Raw genomic sequence first — 25,831 nt, 5'->3', positions numbered from 1 at the left:
GAAGGGAGGTGGGTAACGTGAAATCACCTTTGGTCGATCCGCGGGACATGCAGGCAGTCATCAGAAAAATGCGCGAAATGGTGCCATTCTACACCCCGGAGTGGCGATTCACTCCAGAAGATCCTGATGCGGGTACGGCTTTATTTCTCCTTTTCGCAGACATGCTGATGAATAATCGTGAACGATTGAATCAAGTGCCCGAGCGAAATTTTATCGCTTTTCTCAATATGCTCGGTGTCGGAATGGCTCAGGCAAGACCGGCAGAAACCTTTTTGGCATTTGAATTGAGTACGGGCGTGCAAAAGCCAGTGTGGATTCCGGCGGGCACAAAAGTTTCGGGTAAGTCTGCCCTTGGCGATGAAGTGGTTTTTGAAACAGATCAGCCTATGCTGGCTACCCCCTCTCTCCCGACAGATCTGTTGTTTTCCAATGGCAGTCGAGACTTTTTAACAGATGTAACGAGTTGGCTTGGAACAAATGCGCCGCTCTCTCTTTTGGACTGCAAGGCTTTGCCAAATCACCAAGAGCATTGCTGGTATTTGGGGCATGAGGACTTGTTTTGTTTAGGAGATCGTGCTTCCATCCAGCTCACGATGGTTTCCAATCAGGAACGCTATCTGGAATCCTTGCTGACAGAGAAGCTGGCGAATCCAGAGCTGGTCGAGTGGACGTATCTGTCAGAGGGCGAATGGGTTTTGTTCGACAAGATCGAGGCTGATCAAAATCGGCTGCGCTTGGAAAAAAAGCAGCGGAAAAAATGGGAGTCTAGTGAAGTGCAAGGAATCGAAAATCGTTGGCTCCGCTGTAGAGTAAAGCCAGACATGATTCATGAATGGATGAAAAATGGCGGGAGCACCTCTCTGACCCAAATCCAGATGAAGACGGATTATTTGCCAACAGATGATCCCGATGGCCTTGCACCCGACATGCTTTTCTCCAATGATGTACAGGTATCTGGGAGTGGCTGCCTTGCGTTCGGCGAGCAGCTCGCACCTTATGGCATGTTTTTTTTGTCCTGTGAAGAGGCGCTGACAAAGCCGGGAAGTACGGTTGCCCTTCGTTTTCGGATGAAGACGGTGGCTTATCCCGCTACACATCTGTCACAACCAGAACCGAAATGGAAATGGATCATGAAGGAGTCTTCTTTTGACCCTCCTGCGACGACAGCCGTCACGGTCAGCAAGGTGGTATGGGAATACTGGAATGGCAGCGGATGGATGGTGCTCCTGTCAGGAGAGGATCGGGAGAAGCTGTTTGCTGGCACCGAGTCGGATGAGGAGATTGTGGTTGCCTTTACGTGTCCAGATGATTTGCAGCCGACGACCGTGCAATCCCAGCCCGGGTATTGGATTCGTGTGAGAATTCTTCAGGTGGAAGGCTTATATGGCCCGAATCCTGTTTACATGGCCCCGTGGCTGGAAGACATGCGCCTGACCTACTCGTACCGAGAGTCGCTGCATGAGCCGGAAGCGATTCTCACGCAGAACGACTTGGATTGGCAGCAACCCGTCCGTACAGGCAATCATCAGGTTAGCTTCCAGCCGTTTTTGCCATCCGAATGTCGGCATCCTGCTGTCTACTTTGGCTTTGAGCAGCCGCCTTTACAAGGACCGCTCTCTTTCTACTTTTCTTTTTTACCGATGGAAGAATCCTCAGGGGCTGCTCCGGTTGTGCAATGGGAATACAAGCGCAAAGAAACAGGAACAACGACTTGGGCAAAGCTGCAGACGATTGATCAGACCGCTGGTTTTACGGAAAGTGGTACCGTCCGTTTCGCTGGTCCTTTTGATATGGAAAAAAGCAAAATGTTTGAGCGGGAGCGTTATTGGATTCGCGCTGTCAACGTAGACAATCGGCTTGGAGGAGGCGCTTTGGATGCACGACATCCCGTGCTAAGCGGCTTTTATCCGAATACGATTCGAGCCATTCAACAGGAGACGATTCGCAATGAAATGGCAGAGCGGATAGCAGAGGGGCCACAAGCCGAGTACAGACTCATCCGACATCCCGTTATGGGCGAAGAGGTATGGGTAGATGAAACAGGCTCCTTTTTGCCGAGTGAACGAAAGAGCTGGCTGGAACATCCAGAAAATCGGGTGGAACTACTCTATGATTCTGAAGGGAACGAGCAAAAATGCTGGGTTCTGTGGAAGCGAGTAGAGCATCTGCACGATTCTGGCCCGGATGATCGCCATTACTGCTTGGAGAGCGCTACCGGAAAAATTTTGTTTGGCGATGGCCGACACGGTAGGGAGCTACCTCAAACCGGACTCGGTTCCGTGAGGGTGACGTATAAGGTCGGAGGGGGAACAGCAGGGAATCTTCCTGCTGGGCAGTTGAATCAACTGGAACAATCGATTCCGTTTGTACAAGCCGTCAGCAATCCGGTGCCTGCGGTTGGGGGAAGTGATCAGGAAATGCTCACGGAAGCCTCGCAGCGCGGTCCTCAAACAATTAAGCATCGCTATCGAGCGGTGACGGCTGAAGATTTCGAATGGCTCGTCCGTGAAGCGCATCCGGAGATACCCAAAGTGAAGTGTTTGCCGAATCGGAACAGCCGCCTGCAAAGAGAAGCAGGGCATGTCACTGTGATCGTATTGCCTTCATCGGGATGCTTCGGCACACAATTTTTGGAGCTTCGGCGTTCTGTCACGAACTACTTGCTTACACATGCGGCGGCGACGGTAGCCTCCCCCGAGCGGATTCATGTTAGGGAGCCTGTCTACTTGGAAATTGCGGTGACGGCAGAGCTGGCAGTGGGGGCTTTGGAGGAAATCGTTGAGGTGGAGCTGGAGACACTCGGCAAGCTCGCGCGATTCCTTGACCCGATATCGGGAAATCTGCACGGTGGGGGTTGGGAAATAGGACAACGTGTGCACCCGTCGCTCTTGTTTGCCTTGTTGAAATCCGTAAAGGGCGTCCGCTTTGTGGATCATCTGACCTTGGCTGTATATCGAACGGAAAATGGGCAACGAAAGGAACTACTAGCTACTGAATACGAAACGATCGTACATGGGATCGTCACAGAGGGTGCGCACCGAATCAGCGTCCGCGTTCACGAAAGCTAGGCTTTCTTCCCACCCAAACATTGAAAAAGGAAGTGTGCGCTATGCTTCCATCCAAAAATCTGGATGATCGCCACTTTGAAGAGATCGTAGAACAAGCAAAAAACGCGATCCCCAAGCTGCAGCCAGAGTGGGGTGATCACCGTCATCACGATCCGGGCATTACGCTTTTGGAGATGTTCGCGTGGTTAACGGAAATGCAGCAATATTATCTCAACCGGATAACGGAAAAGAACGAACGCAAATTTTTACAGCTCATGGGTGTACACCCAAAGAACCAGTCATGTGCGACGACGGATGTAACGTTTTTTGACGTGTCAGAAGAAGCGATTCTTCCGGAGAAGACGAGATTGTTCGCGGGGAATCTTCCTTTCGAGACGGAACATTCGCTTGTTCTGGTACCGGCCAGCCTGGAGCGTGTTCTGGTTCATACAGAAAGCGGAACGGCGGATGTGAGTTCATCCAATGCGCATAACGGTGTTTCCTACTTCGCATTTGGCCAGGAACCAAAGATAGGGAATAAGATTTACTTAGGCTTTGATCGACCGCTGCCAGTGGGGAAGGCAGTCTCCATCGGATTGCGCCTGTTTGAGGACTATCCTGTTCCAATTGTGCCGCTTACACCCACATCGCATTTCGTTCCATCGGCCAGTCTCGAGTGGGAGTACTATGGACAGAACGACCGCACGCAAGAAATGGGATGGAGTCCGTTGCCACGAGTCTCGGATGAAACGATGAATCTTTCCTTTTCGGGACGAGTCCTGATCGAGCTTGAAGGGGCAATGAAGCCAATCATGCTTTACCCCGCCAATGATCGGCCTCGGTTTTGGCTCTGTGCGACATTGCGTACAGGTCGATTCGAATTGGCTCCTCGCATGGAAAAAATCGAGCTGAATACCGTGAGCGTCATCCAACGCGAAACCCTCAGTCACGTATGGGAGTTTGACGGGACCGATCAAGTGGATCAGACGATCGTCCTTGCAAGCTCGCTGTCGTATGAAGGCACTGTGGAGGTTCAATGCCAAAAGGGGCGTTATTGGCAAAATGGATGGGATCAAGATGAACCAGACCAAGCCGATACAGGTGCATTTTCGTATCGCGTTTCGCGCGACCCAGAACAGGGCACAACGATGATTCGGTTTGGAAGTGCAATGCCTGAAGGCCGCAGAAATATTCGGGTCATCGCCTATCGGAGTGACTTTGCAGGGCAGCGTTTCATTGGAGAAAGCAGTGGATTGCCACATCAAGTGTTTCGGCTGAATGTCCAATCGATCTTGCCAGAAACGTTTGTCATTCAGGTGGCGTGTCAAGTCAAAGACAGTCCGTTTCCCGTCTGGGAAGATTGGTCGCTGGTCACTGATTTTGACCGATCGGGACCACCGGACCGCCATTTTATGCTGAATGATTCGGACGGGGCAGAAATTGCGTTTGGCAACAATGAACACGGAGCTATTCCTGAAAGGCTGGAAGGCATGGCGGGCATTCAGATCATCTCTTGTCAGACAGGCCAAGGTGCGAAGGGGAATGTACAGGGTGGCCAAATTACCCGTTTCCTACCGTTCGCCCGGCAGCGAACCACCGCGCAGGTGACAAATCCCCGTCCAGCCAGTGGGGGAAGTGAGCGCGAAACAATTGATCAAGCCAAACGCAGGATGAGAATGGAATGGAAAAAACCGCAGCGGGCCGTTACAGCAGAAGATTATGAGGCCATCGCGCTCTCGACACCCGGATTGCGTGTGGCCCGCGCGAAGGCAATCCCTCTGTATAAAGTGGGGGAAATGGGGGCTTCCGAGCAAAACGCAGCCGCTCAAATGACTGTCGTCATCGTCCCGTTCAGCGACCAGTCGACACCACTGCCAAGTGAAGGCTTCCTGCGGACCGTTCGCCACCAATTGGAACAGCGCAGGCTGCTAACGACAGTAGTTCATGTGGCTGCCCCAGCCTATATTAAAGTGACCGTTTTCGCGACAATCGTGGTAGAGCCTGCGTTTGCAGACAAAAAGCAGATCGTGCTACAGACACTGAAGCAGTATTTGACGCCATTGAATGTCCAAGATTCTTCGACTCATCAAGGAAAAGGATGGGAATTTGGTCGGCCTGTTTATAAAAGCGATCTCTACGAGGTGTTAAACCAGATCGAGGGTGTGCTGTACGTGACGGATTTGTGGGTTTCTGCGGAGGGCACAGGCATCATCAGGGATGAAGGGGGAGATATTCAGATTCCGCTCCATGCGCTGGTGTACTCAGGAGAGCATGTTCTGGAGCTCGTTGTGGATAGAGAAAGATAGACGGGAACAAACGGAGGAGTGGGCGTGGATACAATGAATCGTTTCTTTTCCCTGAACAATCCATCCGATTGGCAGCGGGGGGCCTGGTATAACCTTCACGTCTCCAACGAGGGGATCGCGCTGAATAAATCGCCCGAATATGTGATCGATCATGTGCATCTGGCTGGGACGACACATCACTCTCGACTCTTGGATTTTGCGATTGCACGAGTTGGCTCGTTGCTTTGGCTGGATGAAAGCGGGCATATCACGCATTACGATGACAGCAACAACTTCAAGGAGACTGTGTTTCGCGCTGGACGGGGGTTATTTTCCAAAGACTCGTTTCTCGTCGCTGACGATGAATACGTGTACATCATCGACCCCGAAGCGAGGCGAAAAGTCGGAGCGTATTCCATAGCCAACGGCCAGTGTGTTTGGAGCTGGGAAGATGGGGAAGGACAGCGGCTTTTTCCTTTGGATGCAGGGCTGGATGAAGAAGGACATCTTTACATCACGACACCCGTGGTTGTAGATCGAGCCAACGAACGGAAGGAAATTGCAACGGGAACACAAGTCGTCGTCCTTCGGCTGAATCGGGCAGGTAAGATAGACACTACATACACACATGCGGAATTGAAAGTAACAGAGACAGCTACACTCCGTGAGATCAGGCGAAGAAGGCTGTTTCGCCTGTCCGTTGCCGAAGCGGGCAAGGCCTATCTATTTTTGGCACAGACGAATCAAGTGTTTCGATTCTCTTCGGAAGGTGCCGATGTGTGCACCCTGGCGATCCCATCAGGAACCAAGCCCGCGGGATTTGCCGTGGGTCCAGGTCCCATTCTCTACGTGGGTGATAGTCGTTCCATCGATTCCGCTCATGATCATACCCGATTCATTTTGCGTTTTCAGCCAACGGGAGAAGCACTTGCGCCATTGACCAACTACCACGGACGTGCAGACAAGCTCGTTTTTGACAAGCAGCAACGTTTGTATGTTTGGGACGCGCAGAAAAATGTTCTGACCATGTTGAGGCTCGTCTCGCGGACGTCCAACCTGGATGAGACAGGAATACCGATGGGCATCTACTTCTCTCGTGCATTGGATAGCGCGGAATTTGAAACGGTGTGGCATAAATTCACGCTGGATGCAGACATACCGGAAGAAACGCAATTACTCATCTCGACATTTTCTTCTGATCGAAAAGAGCATGTGATTCATGGAGCCGTACACAATCTGGATGATTTTTTGCTGAGACCCGACATGGACTGGAAAACCAAGCTGCAACGGACGGCCAATCTATGGTCGGAGCCGGTAATCAACGCCTCAGATGCGTTGTTTCATTCAGCAAAAGGCCGCTATTTATGGCTCAAAATCGAATGGCTTGGTACGGACCGTCACTCCCCGTTGCTCAGGCAAATGCGGATTTACTCGCCGCGCGACACATTTTTGCGGTATCTGCCAGCGACTTATCAAAGTGAACCTGCCAGTGCTGATTTTTTGGATCGCTTCCTCTCCCTTTTCGGGACGTTTTACTTGGAGCTGGAGGAACAGATTGATACCATCTCGCGGTTGTTCGATCCTGATACAACACCTGGCGAATTTGTCCCCTGGCTCGCTTCCTGGTTGGGGATGGGCAGGGAAGAGCATTGGACAGAAGCACAGCGCCGAGAGCTGATTCGTCGCGCACCGGAGCTGTACGCAGAGCGGGGCACTCGTGCGGGCTTGGAAAAGATGGTAGAGCTGTATACCGGGGAGCACCCGATGATCGTTGAGTATTTTCAAATTAGGGACATGAAGGCGATCCCTGAGCTGCACGAGCTGATCTCTTCCTTGTACATGGATCATCCGTATCAATTTTGCCTGATCGTTTCGCAGGAATGCGCGAAAACAGAGCGGGAGCAGTCGGTTCTGCAAAAGATTTTGGAAGATCAAAAGCCTGCTTTTACAGAGGCAAAGCTCATCGTTCTGCGACCGGGCATCTACGCCGACCTCCATAGCTACGTGGGGATTAATTCTTATTTGACGGAGCCGTCGTTCCTTACGCTTGATCAAAATTTATCCATGCCATACAACACGGTACTAAGTGGGAGGGACCGCAGCAGACGAATCGATTATGACACGAGGATTGGCCTGGATGCAGAGCTGGAGTAAGAAGCCGAGATTTATACGTGAAGTGAGGTGTTCGAGATGAAGAATCTGCGTTATTTTCCACATGAACGGAATGTGTATTTCAAAGGGAAGCTGTTGACCGTCAGAGATTTCGAATCAGAACAGCGCTATTTCAATGACAAACGTCGACTCACCAATCGGTTGCTTCACGGGGGTGGAGTGGTATGCGGTTTGCAAGTGATAGCTGTGGACGAAAAGCAGATTTCGGTTGAGGCTGGAGTCGCTCTAGATTATCTCGGGAGGGAAATCGTACTTCCTGAGCCAGTGAAGCTGAAGCTGTCCATGATGGAAGGCTTTAGCAACAACGATTACGCGAAAAATGTGTACGTCTGCTTGGCCTATGATGAAAAAGGCAAGGAACAGGTCTTCTCCGTCTCTGAAACCGTCGAGCAGGAAATGGCTGAATACAACCGGGTGGCAGAAGGATATCGGCTTTTTATCAAAGAGGAGGCACCACATCCTGCTTCCATCGAAGGGGTGCAACTGGTAGAGCAAAGAGTGCTGCTCTATGCAGATCCACAGGTGCGCATCTGGCAGGCGACCCCACGATACGTCAATCCGGGTGAAGTATTTTCATTGCAGTTGCACATCGAGAAGACGGTCCAAACGTCACGCGTGGAATTCCAATACAAGCTGGATGCGCCAGGGCTGACAGTCATGGAAAGCAGTGACGGTAGTGTATCCTTCTTAGAGCCTGTTGACGCGAAAGAGACGGATTACGTCATCTCCATTCCAATCAAAGCTGGCTGGGATCGTGGAACGGCGGAGCTGGCAGTGCTGGGTGGCAAGGCAGAGGTTCGACTCGGTGATCGCTTGGTGCATACCGATCTCGTTTCTGTGGGGAAAATCGAAATCACGACAGACGATCTGGTAGAGCGTCTCGTGTCCGATTACTACAGTCGCAAGCTGGATCAGGTGACACAAGCGAACGAACAGCCTTTTCTTTATTTGGCAAAAGTATGCTTGCTGCAAATGAATGCGACTTATGTGATTGAGAAGGTTGTTCCTGTTCCGTTTGGTGAGTACGTGTATACACCAGCGCTTTTGCAAAAGCTTGCGTTGCGTGTACAGAAGGGTAAGCAAGTCGAGCAAGGCTCCCATGCGGATTCCTTTCGGGTGACCACGCGTGTGAAAGAAATCGCGGCAGGCGATAAGCCGCAGTTCGATGTGAGCTACGATAATCTGGCGTCTGTCTACCAATTTGAGCTTGGACTGCCCCGAGCAGGAAAGGCAAATGAACAAGTAGCAACTGGCGTGGTGGAAATACCGATTGAGCCCTATTCGTCCAACTGGCCGTTTGGGGTCAAGATCGGCAATCGTTATTTTTCTGAGGAGCTCAAGCACTCCCTCGGGAAAGGCAACGTGTATGTCAGTGCAGGTATCGAGGATTTTCATGCAGATGTGATCGATGAGTTGCTTTCCCAACATGAGCAAGTGATGTACGGGCATAGCGGTGTTTTTGATGATTCGGAGTATGCGACAGATGCAGCGCATTTTGCAGTAGGGGTCATCGTTTATCCGCAGAAAGGAACGTTTCGGATCGGCGTTCAGGTGAAGGGACCTGTTCAGACAGATCGGGTAAGGATCAGGTGGTGGGCGATCAAACCGCTGGCAGCAGGGACAGAGGGCGAGGCGTATCAAGATTCGCAAGAGTAGCAAGGTTTGCTTCATTTTGTATTTATGCTACACTTTCGTAATGTAAGTACATATCAGCGTTAGACGGGAGGAGATCCAATGGCAACACATATCACAGATCATTCCGTTTTGAACAACGGGGTGAAAATGCCCTGGCTGGGTCTGGGTGTCTGGAAGGCAAAAGACGGAAATGAAACGTTGGCCGTCCGTTCCGCGATTGAGGCGGGTTATCGCAGTATAGACACGGCAGCCATATACGGCAACGAAGCGGGCGTAGGCGAAGGAATCCGTCAAGCCGGGATTGATCGTGATCAATTGTTCATCACGACCAAGGTGTGGAATGCGGATCAAGGCTACGAGACAACGCTGAAGGCTTTTGATGAAAGTATGAAAAAATTGGGTACTGATACGCTGGATTTGTACCTGATTCACTGGCCCGTAAAAGGCAAGTATGTCGATACATGGAGGGCCTTGGAAAAGCTGTACCGCGATGGATATGTACGTGCGATTGGCGTCAGTAATTTTCATAGCCATCACCTCGAGGATTTACGCCAACATAGCGAAATCATTCCGGTTGTCAACCAAGTCGAGTATCATCCATTGCTTACCCAAAAAGAATTGCATGCGTATTGCAAAGAGCATCACATTCAACTAGAAGCATGGAGCCCGTTGATGCAAGGAAACCTCGATCACCCTCTCTTGGTAGAATTGGGACAAAAATATGGCAAGTCTCCTGCACAAATTGTGCTTCGCTGGGATTTGGAAAACCAAGTGGTCACGATTCCGAAGTCGATCACACCAAAGCGGATTCGCCAGAACGCAGATGTTTTTGACTTCTCCCTCAGTGCAGAGGATGTAGAAAAAATCACTGCCTTGAATGACGACAAGCGTTTTGGGCCAGACCCAGATCATTTTGATTTTTAAAGGTACCATCATCTCAGATCAAAGGGGAGCCGCGACAGAACGGCTCCCCTTTTTCTTATACGTGCCTTCGATAGGCACATATATTGTTGTACATCGATTTGTCGGCAAGCTTCAGAAGGTAATGTCTGGTCGTAGATTGGCTTCAATAATCCACACCCGGCCACTTGCGTCAATGCCCATATCCAGTCCAAAGACCTTCTGGTGCGTGTAATAGCGTGCCAATCGATTTGCAGCGAGTATGGCGATTCTTCGCAGGCGAGCAATTACCGTGGAGGCAGAAGCGCTGCGAATCGAAGAGCGTTGAATGGCTGAGCGGATCGGCAGCACCCGTCCCTTGCTTCTTTTGACATTGGTGATGATGTAGCCTCTGCCTGCTACTTTTGCAAGCATTCCGGTGACGACCCAGGGAGAGCCTGGTCTTCGTTGGACCATCACTCGTACTAGACTGAGAAATAAAGTGTTAGACTGGCGCCAGTTATTCAACTAACGGACAGTTATCCTCAAATGCTTATGTTAAAATATGGTTATAAGTGGTCAAGCCATCGAACAATATTTGGGGAGGGCCGGCATGGATAAGAATTCTGTTTATAAAATAAACAGTTTCTATTGGGATACAAAAGGAAATGACTTCTTAGGAGCAATCGTGCTTCCGTTTTATGGAGCATTTGTCTCAGAAGAAAAATGCCAGCTTTTTGGCGACGTCTCGGGGAAAAAGATGCTGGAGATCGGCTGTGGAAACGGTCAATCCTTGCAATATCATGGAGAACGCAAAGCATCTGAACTATGGGCTATGGATATATCAGAAAAACAAATCGAAAAGGCAGCGCAACATTTGAAGTCATGCGGTCTTTCAGCAAAATTGATCTGTTCTCCCATGGAAGAAGAATGTGGCGTACCAGTGGATTATTTTGACTTTGTTTATTCGATTTATGCCATAGGCTGGACTAGCGACCTTGAGGGTACTTTTTGCCGGATCGCATCTTACCTTAAAAAAGACGGTGTATTCATTTTCAGTTGGTCTCACCCTATACATAAATGTGTTGTTGCAGAAGAAAATAATAGGCTTGCTTTTAATAAATGTTATTTCGATGAATCTTGGTATTCGGTATCTCTTGATGAAAGCACTCTTACATTATCGGACCGCAAACTATCAACCTATGTGAATGCGTTGGCAAAAGCAGGATTTGTAATTGAGCAAATGATTGAGCAATCTGATGATGAAATTATGCAATCGCGGGACGATAACAGCGATTTTGCAAAAAAAGCAAAGATGCTTCCTGTAACTTTTGTAGTCAAAGCAAGAAAACCATAGTATCCGATAGCTTAATAAACCAAGCCAGTCTAACACTTTATTTTCGTGTTTTGACTGGCCTATTTGTATGGAAAGATTGAAAAGTCAAATACCTATTTGGACAAGATGCAGTAAAGGGGTACGAAAATGAAAAATAATAAAATCAATGAAGTGCCTTCTCTTGGAGTTTCTGAAGAGATGATAAAGGCGGCCGCGGAAGAATTGGGAGTGGAATTTCCTGAACAATTAAAAGAGATTTGGAAAGTATCTAACGGACTAGAACTACCAGGTGGTTGGCTTTTTCACCCCGTTTTTGATATATCGAATCCTCGGAAAACATCAAACCATATCGTTTACGAAAACACAAAGGCACGTTGGGAATACATGCACGATGATCTAATTTCAATCGCTGCTGGTGATACAGGAAATCAACTGGTTCTTCAAATAACGAGTTCGGGGTTATTAAACCCTGACGTCTACTTATGGAATCATGAAACAAATAAGATAAAAAAATGGAATAGGTCGTTAGATTTTATCAAAGAAAAAGCACAAAAGAGAATTGAAAATATAAAGTTACAAATACGAAGAGCTGCTAAACGGAAAGCTAAGGAATCCTGACTGGTTTAATTCATTGAACTAACGGAGAACGATAGCTCAATAAACCAGGCCAGTCTAACACTTTATTTTTGTGTTTTGACTGGCCTTTTTGTATGGAAGGATTGAATAGTCTAATACCTATTTTTCTAAGGTAAAGAGCTTTCTTAGACAGTAATAGCACCAAATCAACAACATCAGTCTAATACTTTATTTTCTCTGAACACCAATGTGATACCGCGCTGAATCAGATAAGGGGTCGTTATTTTTCTGCGCAAATATCTGAAAGTCTCCAACTTGTCACGCAACGTGTGCTGTGAAGGTCCACGCTGGACGCGGTAACGGCTCTTGGCTTTCCGTGTGACGAGCATGACGCCAGCACCACCACTTCCTGTTGCTGGTTTGACGATCACCTTTTTGTATTGATCTAGAAAAGCATACAAAGACTGCTTAGAAAAACGAGTCAAGCGTAGAACTTGCTCGGAGCACGCTATGCTTGGTCAGTTTTGATTTGCTCTTTTTGCTCAAGGAGGTCATTCCCCCAATCGAAAATGGAAACGTTGCTATTTTGCTGTCAGTGTATGTCCTATCTGGTTTCAGCGTTTGTGGGAATGTCTCGTGAACAGAAAATAGGTAGGGGAGCCTTCGGATTCGCTCTTTACTATGCTTTATTTTTTCGTATACTGAAAAGTAGCATATTCGTTTCATCAGATGAAACGATCGGAACAAAGTAGGAAGCAGGTGTCAAACACTTATGGAAGAAGAACAAAAAGCAAACGTTCGAGCAGTCGATCGGGCTTTGGATATCCTGCTCTGTTTTACGGACGCTACGGATCTAGGCCTGAGCGAGATAGCGAGTCGACTCTCCCTGCATAAAAGTACCGTGCATCGTTTGCTGGCAACGTTGGAGAACAAAGGGTTTCTGATACGAGATGTTCAGACGGAGAAGTATCGACTTGGGTTTCGGGTTTGGGAGTTATCCGCCAATTTGTCGCAAAACGATGATCCAGCGATATTGCTGCTGCCGGAGATGGAGCGATTGCGGGATTTGGTGGAGGAAACGGTTAGTCTGTACGTGCGGGATGGAAACGAGCGGATTCGCGTACAGGCAGTCCAAAGCAAGCAGCCGATTCGCAGGGTGGCGCCAATCGGGGCGCGTATGCCACTCACGGTGGGGGCATCAAGCAAAGTACTTGTTGCATATGCAGAGCCTTTCATTTTGCAGGAAGTCATCAGCGACCCGAATTGGCCTGACTATGTGAACAAGGAGTCTTTTATTGAGCAATTGGATCAAATCAGGAAGCAAGGCTTCGCGACTAGCGTGGAGGAACGGGAGCTGGGGACAGCAGCCGTAGCCGTCCCGATATTCAACCGCAACGGACAATTGGTAGCGTCTATTGCGGCGTCGGGTCCTTCCAACCGCCTGACTCCTGAAAAAATGAGCCAATATGCGCCTTACATCATGGAAGCAGCCTATCGGATGGGAAAAATGATGAAATAACGAATAAGCCAATCCAAACACACTCAGAAAATGTTTGGATTGGCTTTATTTTTTGAACGATCACAACGTATTCATTGTCGCACGGTTAACACCACGTTACCTTTCTTATGCCCCAACTCCACATAGGAGTGGGCCTCCGCTGCTTGCTCTAGCGGATAAATACGATCGATGATGGGACGCAGTTTGCCAGCCTCGATCAGCTCCTTTAAAAACCTCAAGTCTTCCGCATTTTCCTTCGTAGCTCCGCCAATCACTTTCTTACGGCTCGTCATGTTCGTCCATAACCCGCGAACGATTGGCAGAGGACTAAAATGAACTGCACGCAGGTAGAAGCCGTTCGGTGTCAGTCGCTCGACGCATGACTGAAACGGACTCTTTCCGACGGTATCGAAAATGATATCGTAGACCGTACCGTCGTCCTCGAAGTTCTCTTTTGTATAATCGATGATTCGGTCGGCCCCCAACGATCTTACCAGCTCGACATTCGATGTGCTGCATACTCCGGTCACTTCCGCACCGAAATGCTTGGCGAGCTGCACCGCATACGTCCCGACGCTGCCAGAAGCGCCGTATACGAGCACGCGCCTGCCGCGCTGGATAGTGCCCTTCCGGAGAAATTGCAAGGCCGTATAGGCACCGACCGGAACGGCAGCTGCTTCCTCAAACGACATGTTCGAAGGCTTCAGCGCGATACAACCGTTCTCAGGTAAGCATTTGTATTCGGCATACGCGCCGAAGCCGTTTCCGCACGCAGCATAGATGGCATCCCCCGGCTTAAACTTAGAAACACCACTGCCTGTTGATTCGACCACCCCGGCTAATTCGAAGCCGAGAATCTTGATTTTCCTCGGTTTCCACAGACCATTGAACAGACGTGCCAAGAAAGGATCTGCCTTGCGTAAACGCCAATCCCCCGCTGCGGCAGTGGCAGCATAGACTTTGATTAATACCTCGTCGTCCTTTGGTACAGGCTTGGTGACCTCTCGAAGCTGCAGGACATTTGGCGGCCCGTATTGCTCGTATACGATCGCTTTCATCTCTTCGCCCTCCAATTATCCTTGGCTGTTTTCCTATTTTATTCGGAGTGATTTGATTAAAGTTCTATTTGTATTTTTTGAAAGAGAGTGCTGATTTTTAGTTACTTGAATAAAAAACTTTACTCAAGTTAATTTATGTACTAAGATAAATACAAGTAGAAATATGAAAAAAGGAGTATGAGATGGCAGAAGCATTATCATTACGCGAGAAAAAGAAAGCAAAAACCAAATTCGCCCTTCTGGACGCTGCCTTGGAGCTGATGGGCGACGGGAGCTTCCGAAATGTACTGGTGGATGACATTTGCGAACGAGCAGAGGTGTCGAAGGTCACATTCTTTAAATTTTTCCCGCAAAAGGAAGAGCTCTTGATTTATTACATGAGCGTATGGCAAGCAGAGTGCTTTGTTGAGTTGCGAAGTACTGGCAAGCGGGGATGGGAAGCCGTTCGGCATATTTTTGCCAAGGTTACGCGCGATAGCGAGAAGCAGCCTGGGATCATGCTTAGCCTTATCAGCTTTTTAGCCGAGCAAAAAATGCACCCGTGTGTACCGCTTTTATCTGATGCTGAATTGTATTTACGTTTCCCTGAGGAAGAGGAGCGAGAAGCCATTAGAGCTACTGATCTGCATCAAATATTGCAAAAGTGCGTGCAAGAAGCAGCCGAAGATGGTCAGCTTGCCCTTCACCTGTCGGAGGAGGAGGCCGTAATTCTGTTATTCTCGATATTTTACGGAGCCTATCTGACTGCACATTTGTTTCATGTGTCTGATTATATGGCGTGTTACGAGCTGCACCTCAAATCTTTGATAAGGTAGGGGAGTCGGATGGCAAAAGTAGTTCCGGGGCGTTTTACAGCACAAATGGAAGGATCATTCGTCGTATTTATCATCGGGATGCGAATCAACCGAATGCTTGCGGTTCACAAGTGGATGCCAGTAGCCAACGCCATGGGAGGCATGATGCGAGAATTGTATCAGCACCCGGAGCTCGGACTGTTGGGTCACACTTCGCATTTTAATCTGCGTGAAATCACCCAAATCCAGTACTGGCGATCCTATGAGCATCTGGAAAATTACGCGAGAAAAAGCCACAATCACCTGAGCGCGTGGAGGAAGTTCAACCAAGCGGTAGGAGCGGATGGAACGGTTGGGATTTTTCACGAGACGTACTTGGTCGATGCGGGAAAATACGAATGCCTTTACGGAAATATGCCTGTCTGGGGATTGGCCAAGGCAGGTGAGCATCTACCGGCAGTGGGAAAAAGGGAGACGGCACGCCGCCGATTGGGCGGTGAGAATGAGCCTGCGGTTCCTACTCCTACACAATAAGAGAAGATTCCTCGAAAGCTATACATCCTGTCGCAAACAAGCGGCCCTTTCTTCTTTTTAGAGCGATACAGCATTGGATTGTCTGTCCAACTGCTGCAAGGTCTAAGGAAGAGAGGGCCGTTTTGTTCGAGAAAAACGTTAAAGCTCCATGACGGGATGTTTTTTATATCTAACGGTAGTCAAAGGGGCATTTTTGCAATAACCTTGGCACTTGCATGAATGTTGTATATTTGATCAAGCAGGTCAGTCTTCGTAAGCGAAAGGGACTGACATTTCAATTATGAAGGAGGTTTTTTGCATGAAAGACTTGATTCGCATTCGGGGAGCAAGAGAAAACAACTTGAAGAACATTTCTCTCGAGATTCCCAAGCATCGTCTCGTGGTGGTAACCGGACCATCTGGATCGGGTAAATCGACGCTTGCACTTGATATTCTGCAACGAGAATGCCAACGACAGTATATGGAGTCCAGTGGAATGTCATCTGAATCACTAGCGAAGCCTCGTGTGGATTCGATCGAAGGACTGTCTCCCTCCATTGCGATCAGTCAACATGTGACCAACCGTAATCCCAGATCGACAGTTGGAACCGTCACAGACATGTATACCTATCTACGGACCGTCTATGAAAAGAAGGGGGAGAGACGCTGCCAGAAGTGTCGCGCATCAATAGCACCTGCTGCCAATGGCGGAGAAACAGAAGCCGTCACGTGCCCGGTATGTGCCCATGTCCATCTCCCTCTGACCAAAGCAGATTTTTCGTTTAATACGCCCCAAGGTGCTTGCCCGACTTGCAGTGGATTGGGAACGGTCGTCGATATTGATGTGGAAGCCGTGTTTGATGAAACAAAGAGCATTCGGGAAGGAGCGGTTACCTTTTGGTACGAGGCGATTAATGAATATCAGGCTAGCGTGCTTGCGGCGGCAGGAAAACATTACGGCTTGCCGATGAATCTGCCATTGAACGAGTACAACGAAGCGCAGTGGGATCTGCTCAAATATGGCGTGGAGAGCGAGGAGTTTTCTCGACACTTCCCTTCTGTTCAGCCCCCGAAAACCGTAGGAAAGGGAAGGTTTAAAGGGGTCATCACAGGCATGTGGCAACGCTATATGGAAAAAGATGGACAATCGGGTGAAGCTGCTTACTTTCTTACCCAACCTTGTCACGACTGCCATGGTGAGAGGTTAAAGGAGGAGAGTCGCCTCGTTACAGTAGAGGGCAGGACGCTGCCGAGCCTATCGAAGAGCTCATTGGAGGAGCTAGGGGATTGGGTGGAGAGTGTGCATGTACGAGCTGCCCGTGAAGAAGATACGATTTTGGAGGCCGTCCTCCATGATTTGCTCATCAAGATCAAGCGCGTCATCCATGTGGGGCTGGGCTATTTGACCCTAGATCGACAGGCTATCTCTCTTTCTGGCGGTGAAGCACAGCGATTGCGGCTCGCTTCCATTCTCGGCTCTGGCTTGACTGGTGTTCTTTATTTGCTGGATGAACCAACATCGGGTTTGCATCCAAAGGACACGGATGGACTCGTGAAGGTCATGAAGGAGCTGCGTGATTTGGGCAACACGGTGCTGCTCATCGAGCATGACCAACGAGTGATTCAAGAAGCGGATCACGTGATTGATGTGGGGCCAGGAGCAGGACGTTTTGGCGGCGAAATTGTCGGGCAAGGTTCGTTGAAAGAATTGCTAAACCAGCCGCATTCTGTCACAGGCCGCTACTTGAAAGAACAGAGAGTGCTGTCGTCCAAAGAGCGCAAGGGAACAGGAGAGTGGATCACGATTGAAGGGGCCACGTTGCACAATTTGCGCGATGTGACCGTATCGTTCCCACTGGGAAGACTGGTAGCAGTCTCAGGTGTCTCTGGCTCGGGTAAATCGACACTCGTCTACGATTTGCTGGCAGCGGCTGCCGAGAAGCGAACCGGAAAAGCAACAGGGTGCCGCGCGATTACAGGACTTGAAGCCATTCAAAGTGTCATTACAGTGGATCAGTCGGCGCTATCACGCATGCAGCGCTCCAATGTCTCCACGTACGTCGACTTGTATACGCTGTTGCGGAAAATATACGCTGCCTTGCCAGCAGCCAAAAAGCGTGGTTTGGATGCCAAGCACTTTTCATTCAATACGCCGGGCGGAAGATGTGAGCGCTGCGAGGGACTGGGGAGAGTGGAAGTGGACATGCATTTTCTATCCAACTTGCAGGTCGTCTGCCCGGATTGCCGCGGAAAAAGATTTCGTTCAGAGGTCTTGGAGGTAATGTACCAAGGCTATACCATTTCCGATATCTTGATGCTTAGTATTGAGGAGAGCCTCTCCTTGTTCAGCGAGCAAAAGAAGATGACGCAATTGCTGACCCTGCTGTGTGAGGTAGGACTCGGCTACTTGCAATGGGGACAGTCCGTGACGACCTTGTCCGGTGGTGAAGGACAACGGCTGAAGCTGGCTAGGGAGCTGAGTTCATCTTCGACAGGGCATACGCTGTATCTACTGGATGAGCCATCGACAGGATTGCATCCGATTGACGTCGAGAAGCTCCATGTACTCTTGAGCAAATTGGTCGATGCGGGAAATACCGTGATTATGGTCGAGCACAACACTGAACTAATCGCTTCGTCAGACTGGGTGATTGATATGGGACCTGGAGGAGGTAGTTCTGGAGGGACCGTGGTTGCGAGCGGAACACCAAAAGATGTGGCAGCCACGAAAGAGTCGATTACCGGGAAGTTTATCCACTAATCCAATACGCGTCGATACAAAAAGGTCGCCCCGATTCTGCTGTGGGCGACCTTTTTGCCGTCAAAAGTCAGGCAGACGATCCAAATTGTTTTCCTTGATTCCGTCTGGCTCACTCCGCAGTATGTCTCTCCCATACTTGTGAAACACGTCTACATGGGCCAGCTTGCCTGCCTTTGCGTCGTTGAGTGCGGTGATATAGTCGAGCTCACGACCAGAGTCTGTTTTAAAAGCGATCAAGTCTCCATCGTCGTTTTTTCTGACGGCCACGATTTGCTCTTTTCCTGTATTCGTCAGTGGACTGTTATCATCATTTTCCTGGATCGCCTGTTGTTCTCCAGCATTTTTGTAGGCCTCATAAATTTGTTCAAAGCTCCGTTGATCCATGCATCATCCCTCCTCCTCTAATAGGTTGTCTAAAAAGGGAGAGAACATGCATTCGTTTTTTGCTTCCGGGAACTATGCTCGCTGTGCACTTAGAGGAAGTAAGGTCGCTGCTATCCGCTTATACTTTTCCTGGTCATTGATGCGATAGTACAGGCTCCGCAAAAAGTTTTTCACATTAATTCGCCCCGTATACGCTTCGATCGAATAGCCACTATCCAAACGATTCGCAAAACTCCGAACCCATCCATCGATCTCATCCAAGGAGAGTTCATCTCGATTCCAGACTGAAAGGACAGCAGTCACCAAGCGCTCATCTTCTTCGTACGCATAAACTGATTTTGCCCCTGCGACTGTTTCACGGATGACTCCGAGAATTTGCTTCAGGTCAGTCTGATCCAGTTCACTGCATTGGGCCAGGTCATCGAGAGCGTCTGCAGCATGAGCGGTAGCATGCGCCCAGCCTTTTTCTTCCACGTAGCCTCGCAGGTCTGTTTCTTGCCGTATGTAAGAGAAAAGTTTGTCTTTTACGTAAAGGATCGCTTCTTTGGCAAGAAAAGGATGATTCCGATGCAGGATCAGGATAAGGGGAAGCAATAAAACGGAAAAGGAGCGCGTGAATACCGAGTCAGTCCCACTTTCACCTATGCGATAAAATAAATGCTGGTCGTCGAGTGCAATCGCTAGCAGCTCTTGCAGCTGTTCAGGGGAGAGCACACCTTCCTCTATCCAATGAGAGAACGTAGAATAGATGAGCTCATCACGCAGTTGGGGATCGGGTGAACCGATGTGCGTAACCATTTCGAGCGCCAAATCAAAAGCATGTGGTGGCGCCAGAAAGCTATTCGCCCGAATCGCGAGCAAGGTTTCTTTTAATGACATCTTCTCAGCTCCTTTATTTTCCTAATTTTACTACAATGATGGTAACGAAGGAATAAAAAGAGAAGAGGGCAGGTTTGCCGATACCTGCCCATTCTCTAAAAGCTGCTTCACTCATTCGGTTGTCAGGCGCAGCAGCCAGTCTTTCAAGTCAACGATACGCAAAGTTTGGGGCCCCGTGGCGGTCCCGGTTACCAGCAGGGGAACGAGTGAGTCCACCTCGTGCAAGGAACCGTGTGCCGCTCCGCCGATATGGGTTGGAGAACTTTCGGTAATGAGCTCATGCCCAGGCTGAACAGTAACGACCACATATCTGCCTTCATGCGAATTCATCGCGCCGTAGAGCCTCGCCAAAACGTCCGGATATTTCCCATACGTGATCCGGTCCTTGTTAATGGTGATATCGAGCAGACGCGGATCACCACTGAAGGTCCATTTTTGACCATACGGATCGGTAAAGGGACCGCTTGGTTGATAGATAAACTCTCGGTTGATCTTGCCTGCTGTAACGACAATCTTATTGTCTTCCTTCCTTGCAATGATGTCCAGCTTTGGTTCACGCTGCAAACGTTTTACGATATCGGATAACGAAATACGTGAATCCATGGCATAAATATAGGCCATCCGTTCGTTGGTCGAAATCACGATTTGGTCAGTAGGGTTGACAGGCTGACTGATTTTGGCTATTTGATAGTCGGTCAATAAGCTGCGCACGTCAATGGTTGCGGTCTTGCGATCATCCAGAATAGCGCTCTGGGCACTGTCTCCCATGACGATCCACCGTGCTTCTTTGATTGCCTTATCCCAAGATCCAAATGCATCGAGTACGGATTGAAGCGCTTTATCCGCTTTTTCAATCCCTTCGATCGTAGCGGGTCCCTTCCTATGTACTTCCATATCATTTTCCGGCAAGTAGGTGATGGTAAGAGGGGGGAGCTTCTTGTTTGCGATGAGATAGGCAGCCTCCTGCGCGGAAAACTCATCATTCATCCCGTATTTTCGCCACATGCGCTTTTCACTCTTTTGATTCGGATCAAGCTGGGCAAATGCTGCATACGACATCAGTTTTGGTCCAGTCACATTCAGTTCGCCAGGCAAACGCGTGCCGAAATCAATGAAACGGGGGATTTGTAAGGAGTGCGGCGTTTTGCCGCGCCATAGAATAGCATTGATGGAAGCGGTATCCTTGCCTTTTTCTGCCAATTCTTCATGGACGGTTTTCGTATGCGGATTGAGCTGGACCAGGTTCAATTGATGAAGGATATCTAGCAGCACTTGTGGCTGATCGATCTTCAGACCTTCTTTGGGACCATACCCGTAATAAATCATCCGCTTTTCCTTGTTGCTGAACCACGATAATCCCGGTACATGATGCTCATTGGCATACGTCCCTGTAAGGAGGGTGCTGTCGATGGTTACCGACATGGTGGGAAATGAGCTCACAACTTGCGGGTAATAACGCCCGTTTGCAAGCAAATAACCCAAAGCAGGAGCGCGGCCTTGCCGGATCGCTTCTTGTAGTGGTTTGTCCATTAACGAATCAATGAGAATGAGCAGGACAGGCTTTTGCGATACATTTCTCTCAGCTGAGGGTTGAGCCTTGAGGCTATGCTGACGGATTTGGGAAGCTGAGTCTGGCTTGCAGCTGATTACAGTCAGACTCAGCGTCAACAGGAGAAGGATGGCGTATGTGAATCGCGACTTCATGTTTCCATTCCTTTTTTGCGAATTTGGTTTTCCCTATTTTTTGTTTTCGCAAAAAAAATTATTCTCCAAGCCTGCCTCATTTAACCTCCCGGCACCAGATGAGAGATCTCTACAACCACCCCATTTTCCAAAAACAAACGAGGGATGCGATTACTGAGTGTGGCAACGACTTCATAGTTGATCGTCCCGAGCATTTCGGCAATCTCATCGACAGGAATCTCGCGGTTTCCTTGCTTGCCGTAAATCACGACCTCATCGCCTTGGTTTCCACTGCCTTCTCCCAAGCTAACCATCATCTGATCCATTGTCACTCGCCCTGCGATTGGCAACCGTCTGCCTTGATACAGAACAAATCCCCGGTTAGAGAGTGCGCGCGAATAACCGTCAGCATAACCGATTGGAATCGTCCCGATGACCTCTCCGCGCTTTGCTGTGTATGTAGCACCATAACTGATGGTAAACGGTGGCGTCAGCATTGTCTTTACATAGGAGAAGCGCGATTTCAAGCTGAGTGCCGGAACGAGCTTGACGCGATTGAGCTGTCGGATATAAGCGGATGGATACAGCCCGTACATACCGATTCCGAGGCGGATCATATCGGCGCTGTATTCGGGAAACGCAATAGAAGCGGCGGTGTTGCACATGTGTACGGTCGGAAGCTCGAATCCTTTTTCCTTCAGATAACGAAGATACTGAACAAATAACTCATGCTGCGCTTTGGTCAATGTGTGATCAGGTTCATCTGCAGTGGAAAAATGAGTGAAGATTCCGGTCCATGCAAGGGAAGAGCTTGACGTTAACGCCTTCACGGTTGAAAGCAACCCAGATTTTGTCCGTACGCCCAATCGTCCCATACCTGTATCTATGTTGATATGGATGTTCAGACGATTGGAGAAAGCCGTTGTTTTGATAATTTTATCGGCTTTTTTGATCCAATCGGTCTGGAAAGCAGACAGATCGATATTCCAAGCAACCGCCTCTTTGACACGTGAAAGAGGAGTGAAGCCCAGCACGAGAATAGGGGCTACAATTCCCGCCTTTCGTAAGACGATGCCTTCTTCCAGAATGGCGACAGCGAGGGAAGTAGCCCCGTACTCGAGGGCATGGCGGGCTACTCCAACAGAACCATGGCCATAGGCATTCGCTTTTACAACCGCCATGATTTTCGTCCGTTTAGGAATATGTCGGCGTATCGCCCGAATGTTTTTCTTGATGGCATCGAGATTTACCTCAATCCAGGTTTCGCGAAAAAACTGTTTCATCACGAATCCCCCCCTTTTTCTGGAAAATGACTTCCCTCTTCCATGCGTATTCACCGGATCTTCCACTTAAGCGTGGCCCATCAGGAAGAGATAACAAAAAGCTGAACATTGGTGGCCTACAAACGACAACCATAGGTCTGGCTGGAAACGTAAAAAGAGCAGACTGCCGAATACTCGGAGTCTGCCCTTTTCGTTGGGTGGGTGCTGATACGAACTTATTTTTTATTCGTTTGCTTACGCAGTTACTGGTTTACCTTCATCCAGCAATTGACGCAGAACCGTTTGCAGGATACCACCATTGCGGTAGTAGTCTACGTCTACCATGGAATCGAGGCGCACGATTACTTCGAATTCGAAAGTGCTGCCGTCTTTTTTCGTTGCTTCTACTTTTACGCGTTGGCCAGGCTGAACATCATCGGAGAGGCCCACAATGTTGAAGGACTCAGTACCGTCGATGCCAAGGGACTTCCAGCTTTGGTCACCAGCGAATTGCAGAGGCAGAACGCCCATTCCAACCAGGTTAGCACGGTGGATACGCTCGAAGCTCTCAGCGACAACCGCTTTGATACCCAAGAGGAATGTACCTTTTGCTGCCCAGTCACGGGAAGAACCAGTACCGTACTCTTTACCAGCCAGTACAACGAGTGGAGTACCGTCTGCTTGATACTTCATGGAAGCATCGTAGATGGACATTACTTCGTCAGTTGGCAAGTATTTGGTTACGCCGCCCTCAGTTCCAGGAGCTACTTGGTTGCGGATACGGATGTTTGCAAATGTACCGCGCATCATTACATCGTGGCTACCACGACGAGCACCGTAGGAGTTGAAGTCTTTGCGCTCTACGCCGTTTGCTTGCAGATACAGACCTGCTGGGCTAGTTGGCGAGATGTTACCAGCTGGGGAGATATGGTCAGTCGTCACAGAATCACCGAAGAGTGCGATGGTGTTCGCTGCTTTGATGTCTGCGATTTTGGCGATTTCTCCAGCCAGGTTTTGGAAGAATGGCGGCTCTTGGATGTACGTGGATTTTTCATCCCACTCGTACAGGTCGCCAGTTGGAACGTCGATTTTGTTCCAAGCTTCGTTTTGCGTGAACACTTGGCCGTACTCAGCGCGGAACAGAGCAGGATTCATAGCTTTGTCCATTGCAGCTGCGATCTCTTGTGGAGATGGCCAGATGTCTTTCAAGAATACAGGTTGACCGTCATTGCCAGTACCGATTGGCTCTGTAGTCAGGTCGATATCTACAGTACCTGCCAGTGCATAGGCGATAACCAATGGAGGAGAAGCGAGGTAGTTCGCTTTTACCTGTGCATGGATACGACCTTCGAAGTTACGGTTACCGGAGAGTACCGCTGCAACTGTCAGATCTTCGTCTGCGATAGCTTTGCTGGTTTCCTCTGGCAATGGACCGGAGTTACCGATGCAAGTGGTGCAACCATAACCTACTACGTTGAATCCGATAGCATCCAAGGAGTCGATCAGACCAGCGTCAGTTAGGTATTGCGTAACTACGCGGGAACCTGGAGCCAGGGAGCTTTTTACGAAAGGAGGCTTTTTCAGGCCTTTTTCCACAGCTTTTTTCGCCAGGATACCTGCACCCAGCATTACGCTAGGATTTGATGTATTGGTACAGGAAGTGATCGCTGCGATTACAACCGAACCAGTTTTCAGCGTAGCTTTTTCACCGTTTGCATAAGCAACTGGTGCGCTAGCTGCGATTTTCTCTTCAGAGAGACCAAAACCGCCTTTGTCGATCGGCGTCACGAGGCTGTTATTGAAGGATTCCTTCATAGCAGTCAGTTCTACGCGGTCTTGAGGACGTTTTGGACCAGCCAAGCTAGGTACGACAGTGGACAGATCCAGTTCCAATGTTTCGGAGAATACTGGGTCAACAGTTTCGTCTGTACGGAAGAGGCCTTGTGCTTTGGTGTAAGTTTCAACCAAGGAGATGAGGTCTTCTTCACGACCAGTTTGACGCATGTAGTTGATTGTCTCAGCATCTACTGGGAAGAAGCCCATTGTAGCGCCGTACTCAGGTGCCATGTTTGCTACGGTAGCGCGGTCAGCCAGCGAGATGTTGGACAGGCCTGGTCCGTAGAACTCCACGAATTTACCTACAACGCCTTTTTTACGCAGCATTTGCGTAACAGTCAGAGCGAGGTCGGTTGCAGTTGCACCAGCATTCAGTGTGCCAGTCAGTTTGAAACCAACTACTTCTGGCGTTACGAAATACAGAGGTTGGCCGAGCATTCCTGCTTCTGCCTCGATACCACCAACACCCCATCCAAGAACACCAAGACCGTTGATCATAGTGGTGTGGGAGTCAGTACCTACGAGAGAGTCAGGGAAAGCAACCAATTCGCCATCTACTTCACGAGTAGCGATTACAGTTGCGAGGTACTCCAAGTTTACTTGGTGAACGATACCAGTAGCTGGAGGAACCGCACGGAAGTTGTCAAACGCAGTTTGTGCCCAACGCAGGAAGCGGTAGCGCTCTTGGTTGCGTTCGAATTCCAATTTCATGTTGTTGTCCAGAGCGGACGCGTTACCGAAATCGTCAACCATGACGGAGTGGTCGATAACGAGGTCAACTGGAACCAATGGGTTGATTCGTTTTGGATCTCCACCAGCGCGCTTCATAGCGATGCGCATCGCTGCCAAGTCAACTACAGCCGGTACACCGGTGAAGTCTTGCAGAACAATACGAGCTGGCATGAGAGGTACTTCTTGGTTTACGTCGCGGCCTTTTGTCCAGGTCGCCAATTGTTGTACGTGTTCTTTAGTAATCGCGCGGCCGTCGAACTGACGGACAGCAGCCTCGAGCAGAACTTTAATGGAGAACGGCAGTTTGGAAACATCGCCCAATCCTTGTTCTTCCAACCCTTGCAGGCGATAGTAAGCAAAAGACTTGTCGCCTACTTGCAGGGAAGACTTTACTTTGTAAGCATCTTTGTTAGCCAATGTATACAACCTCCCTAGTAATAACTTGGAGTTTCATCTAGTGAAACCTTGTTTCGTTTCTTCATTACGAACCTATTATATACG

Annotated in this window: 19 protein-coding genes; 11 read left to right on the top strand and 8 right to left on the bottom strand. The window is 49.2% G+C overall.

Going from position 1 to position 25,831, the window contains the following annotated elements:
* Nucleotides 1-17 precede the first annotated feature (17 nt).
* The 5 genes from ACM6JA_RS24070 (at nucleotide 18) to ACM6JA_RS24050 (ending at nucleotide 10,063) form a co-directional block, all read left to right on the top strand.
* Nucleotides 18-3,068 (top strand): putative baseplate assembly protein, encoded by a 3,051-nt coding sequence (locus ACM6JA_RS24070; protein WP_414854399.1) that lies wholly within the window; start codon nucleotides 18-20, stop codon nucleotides 3,066-3,068.
* Between the two features lie 41 nt (nucleotides 3,069-3,109).
* Entirely contained in the window at nucleotides 3,110-5,353 is a 2,244-nt protein-coding gene (locus tag ACM6JA_RS24065; protein ID WP_414854398.1) for a putative baseplate assembly protein, read from the top strand.
* A 33-nt stretch (nucleotides 5,354-5,386) separates the two neighbouring features.
* The gene (locus ACM6JA_RS24060; RefSeq protein WP_414854653.1) at nucleotides 5,387-7,486 is read left to right on the top strand and encodes a phage tail protein; all 2,100 of its coding nucleotides are present in this window, start codon (nucleotides 5,387-5,389) and stop codon (nucleotides 7,484-7,486) included.
* 36 nt (nucleotides 7,487-7,522) lie between these two features.
* Nucleotides 7,523-9,160 carry a hypothetical protein gene (locus ACM6JA_RS24055; RefSeq protein WP_414854397.1) on the top strand — a complete coding sequence of 546 codons (1,638 nt, stop codon included), beginning with the start codon at nucleotides 7,523-7,525 and terminating at the stop codon, nucleotides 9,158-9,160.
* 78 nt (nucleotides 9,161-9,238) lie between these two features.
* The gene (locus tag ACM6JA_RS24050) at nucleotides 9,239-10,063 is read left to right on the top strand and encodes an aldo/keto reductase (RefSeq protein WP_414854396.1); all 825 of its coding nucleotides are present in this window, start codon (nucleotides 9,239-9,241) and stop codon (nucleotides 10,061-10,063) included.
* Between the two features lie 111 nt (nucleotides 10,064-10,174).
* Here ACM6JA_RS24050 and ACM6JA_RS24045 read toward each other — a convergent pair whose 3' ends face one another.
* On the bottom strand, nucleotides 10,175-10,453 hold the full coding sequence (locus ACM6JA_RS24045; protein WP_414854395.1) for a YheC/YheD family protein: 279 nt from the start codon (nucleotides 10,451-10,453) through the stop codon (nucleotides 10,175-10,177).
* 178 nt (nucleotides 10,454-10,631) lie between these two features.
* Between ACM6JA_RS24045 and ACM6JA_RS24040 the strand changes: the two genes are divergently transcribed.
* Both ACM6JA_RS24040 and ACM6JA_RS24035 read left to right on the top strand, forming a co-directional pair.
* Nucleotides 10,632-11,375 carry a class I SAM-dependent methyltransferase gene (locus ACM6JA_RS24040; protein ID WP_414854394.1) on the top strand — a complete coding sequence of 248 codons (744 nt, stop codon included), beginning with the start codon at nucleotides 10,632-10,634 and terminating at the stop codon, nucleotides 11,373-11,375.
* A gap of 126 nt (nucleotides 11,376-11,501) precedes the next feature.
* Nucleotides 11,502-11,972 carry an SMI1/KNR4 family protein gene (locus ACM6JA_RS24035; protein ID WP_414854393.1) on the top strand — a complete coding sequence of 157 codons (471 nt, stop codon included), beginning with the start codon at nucleotides 11,502-11,504 and terminating at the stop codon, nucleotides 11,970-11,972.
* A 173-nt stretch (nucleotides 11,973-12,145) separates the two neighbouring features.
* Here the strand turns inward: ACM6JA_RS24035 and ACM6JA_RS24030 are convergent, their stop codons facing one another.
* On the bottom strand, nucleotides 12,146-12,415 hold the full coding sequence (locus tag ACM6JA_RS24030) for a YheC/YheD family protein (protein WP_414854392.1): 270 nt from the start codon (nucleotides 12,413-12,415) through the stop codon (nucleotides 12,146-12,148).
* 287 nt (nucleotides 12,416-12,702) lie between these two features.
* Here ACM6JA_RS24030 and ACM6JA_RS24025 point away from each other — a divergent pair, with 287 nt between their 5' ends.
* The gene (locus ACM6JA_RS24025; protein WP_007721300.1) at nucleotides 12,703-13,449 is read left to right on the top strand and encodes an IclR family transcriptional regulator; all 747 of its coding nucleotides are present in this window, start codon (nucleotides 12,703-12,705) and stop codon (nucleotides 13,447-13,449) included.
* Between the two features lie 71 nt (nucleotides 13,450-13,520).
* Here ACM6JA_RS24025 and ACM6JA_RS24020 read toward each other — a convergent pair whose 3' ends face one another.
* A complete protein-coding gene (locus ACM6JA_RS24020) occupies nucleotides 13,521-14,486 on the bottom strand; it encodes an NAD(P)-dependent alcohol dehydrogenase (RefSeq protein ID WP_414854391.1) in 966 nt (321 codons plus the stop codon).
* Nucleotides 14,487-14,668: 182 nt separating this feature from the next.
* Between ACM6JA_RS24020 and ACM6JA_RS24015 the strand changes: the two genes are divergently transcribed.
* The 3 genes from ACM6JA_RS24015 to uvrA all read left to right on the top strand — a co-directional run bounded on the left by ACM6JA_RS24015 (nucleotide 14,669) and on the right by uvrA (nucleotide 18,554).
* On the top strand, nucleotides 14,669-15,301 hold the full coding sequence (locus tag ACM6JA_RS24015; protein WP_414854390.1) for a TetR/AcrR family transcriptional regulator: 633 nt from the start codon (nucleotides 14,669-14,671) through the stop codon (nucleotides 15,299-15,301).
* A gap of 9 nt (nucleotides 15,302-15,310) precedes the next feature.
* Nucleotides 15,311-15,814: a DUF4188 domain-containing protein gene (locus tag ACM6JA_RS24010; protein ID WP_414854389.1), complete on the top strand. Its 504-nt coding sequence runs from the start codon at nucleotides 15,311-15,313 to the stop codon at nucleotides 15,812-15,814.
* A gap of 298 nt (nucleotides 15,815-16,112) precedes the next feature.
* Nucleotides 16,113-18,554, top strand: a complete 2,442-nt coding sequence (uvrA, locus tag ACM6JA_RS24005) for an excinuclease ABC subunit UvrA (protein ID WP_414854388.1) — start codon at nucleotides 16,113-16,115, stop codon at nucleotides 18,552-18,554.
* A gap of 60 nt (nucleotides 18,555-18,614) precedes the next feature.
* Here uvrA and ACM6JA_RS24000 read toward each other — a convergent pair whose 3' ends face one another.
* The 5 genes from ACM6JA_RS24000 to acnA form a co-directional block, all read right to left on the bottom strand.
* Entirely contained in the window at nucleotides 18,615-18,938 is a 324-nt protein-coding gene (locus ACM6JA_RS24000) for a DUF3892 domain-containing protein (RefSeq protein ID WP_414854387.1), read from the bottom strand.
* Between the two features lie 72 nt (nucleotides 18,939-19,010).
* Nucleotides 19,011-19,817 carry a DUF2785 domain-containing protein gene (locus ACM6JA_RS23995; RefSeq protein WP_414854386.1) on the bottom strand — a complete coding sequence of 269 codons (807 nt, stop codon included), beginning with the start codon at nucleotides 19,815-19,817 and terminating at the stop codon, nucleotides 19,011-19,013.
* A 111-nt stretch (nucleotides 19,818-19,928) separates the two neighbouring features.
* The gene (locus tag ACM6JA_RS23990; RefSeq protein ID WP_414854385.1) at nucleotides 19,929-21,521 is read right to left on the bottom strand and encodes an alkaline phosphatase family protein; all 1,593 of its coding nucleotides are present in this window, start codon (nucleotides 21,519-21,521) and stop codon (nucleotides 19,929-19,931) included.
* 80 nt (nucleotides 21,522-21,601) lie between these two features.
* The gene (gene alr, locus ACM6JA_RS23985) at nucleotides 21,602-22,783 is read right to left on the bottom strand and encodes an alanine racemase (RefSeq protein WP_414854384.1); all 1,182 of its coding nucleotides are present in this window, start codon (nucleotides 22,781-22,783) and stop codon (nucleotides 21,602-21,604) included.
* A 234-nt stretch (nucleotides 22,784-23,017) separates the two neighbouring features.
* Nucleotides 23,018-25,747, bottom strand: coding sequence for an aconitate hydratase AcnA (gene acnA, locus ACM6JA_RS23980; RefSeq protein WP_007721281.1), 2,730 nt, complete (start codon nucleotides 25,745-25,747; stop codon nucleotides 23,018-23,020).
* Nucleotides 25,748-25,831 lie beyond the last annotated feature (84 nt).

It is taken from the genome of Brevibacillus sp. IT-7CA2, assembly GCF_949767855.1.
In the GTDB taxonomy this organism is placed as follows: Bacteria; Bacillota; Bacilli; order Brevibacillales; family Brevibacillaceae; genus Brevibacillus.
The sequence above is the reverse complement of the archived record's forward strand: the minus strand, read 5'-3'. Positions and strand labels throughout refer to the sequence as shown.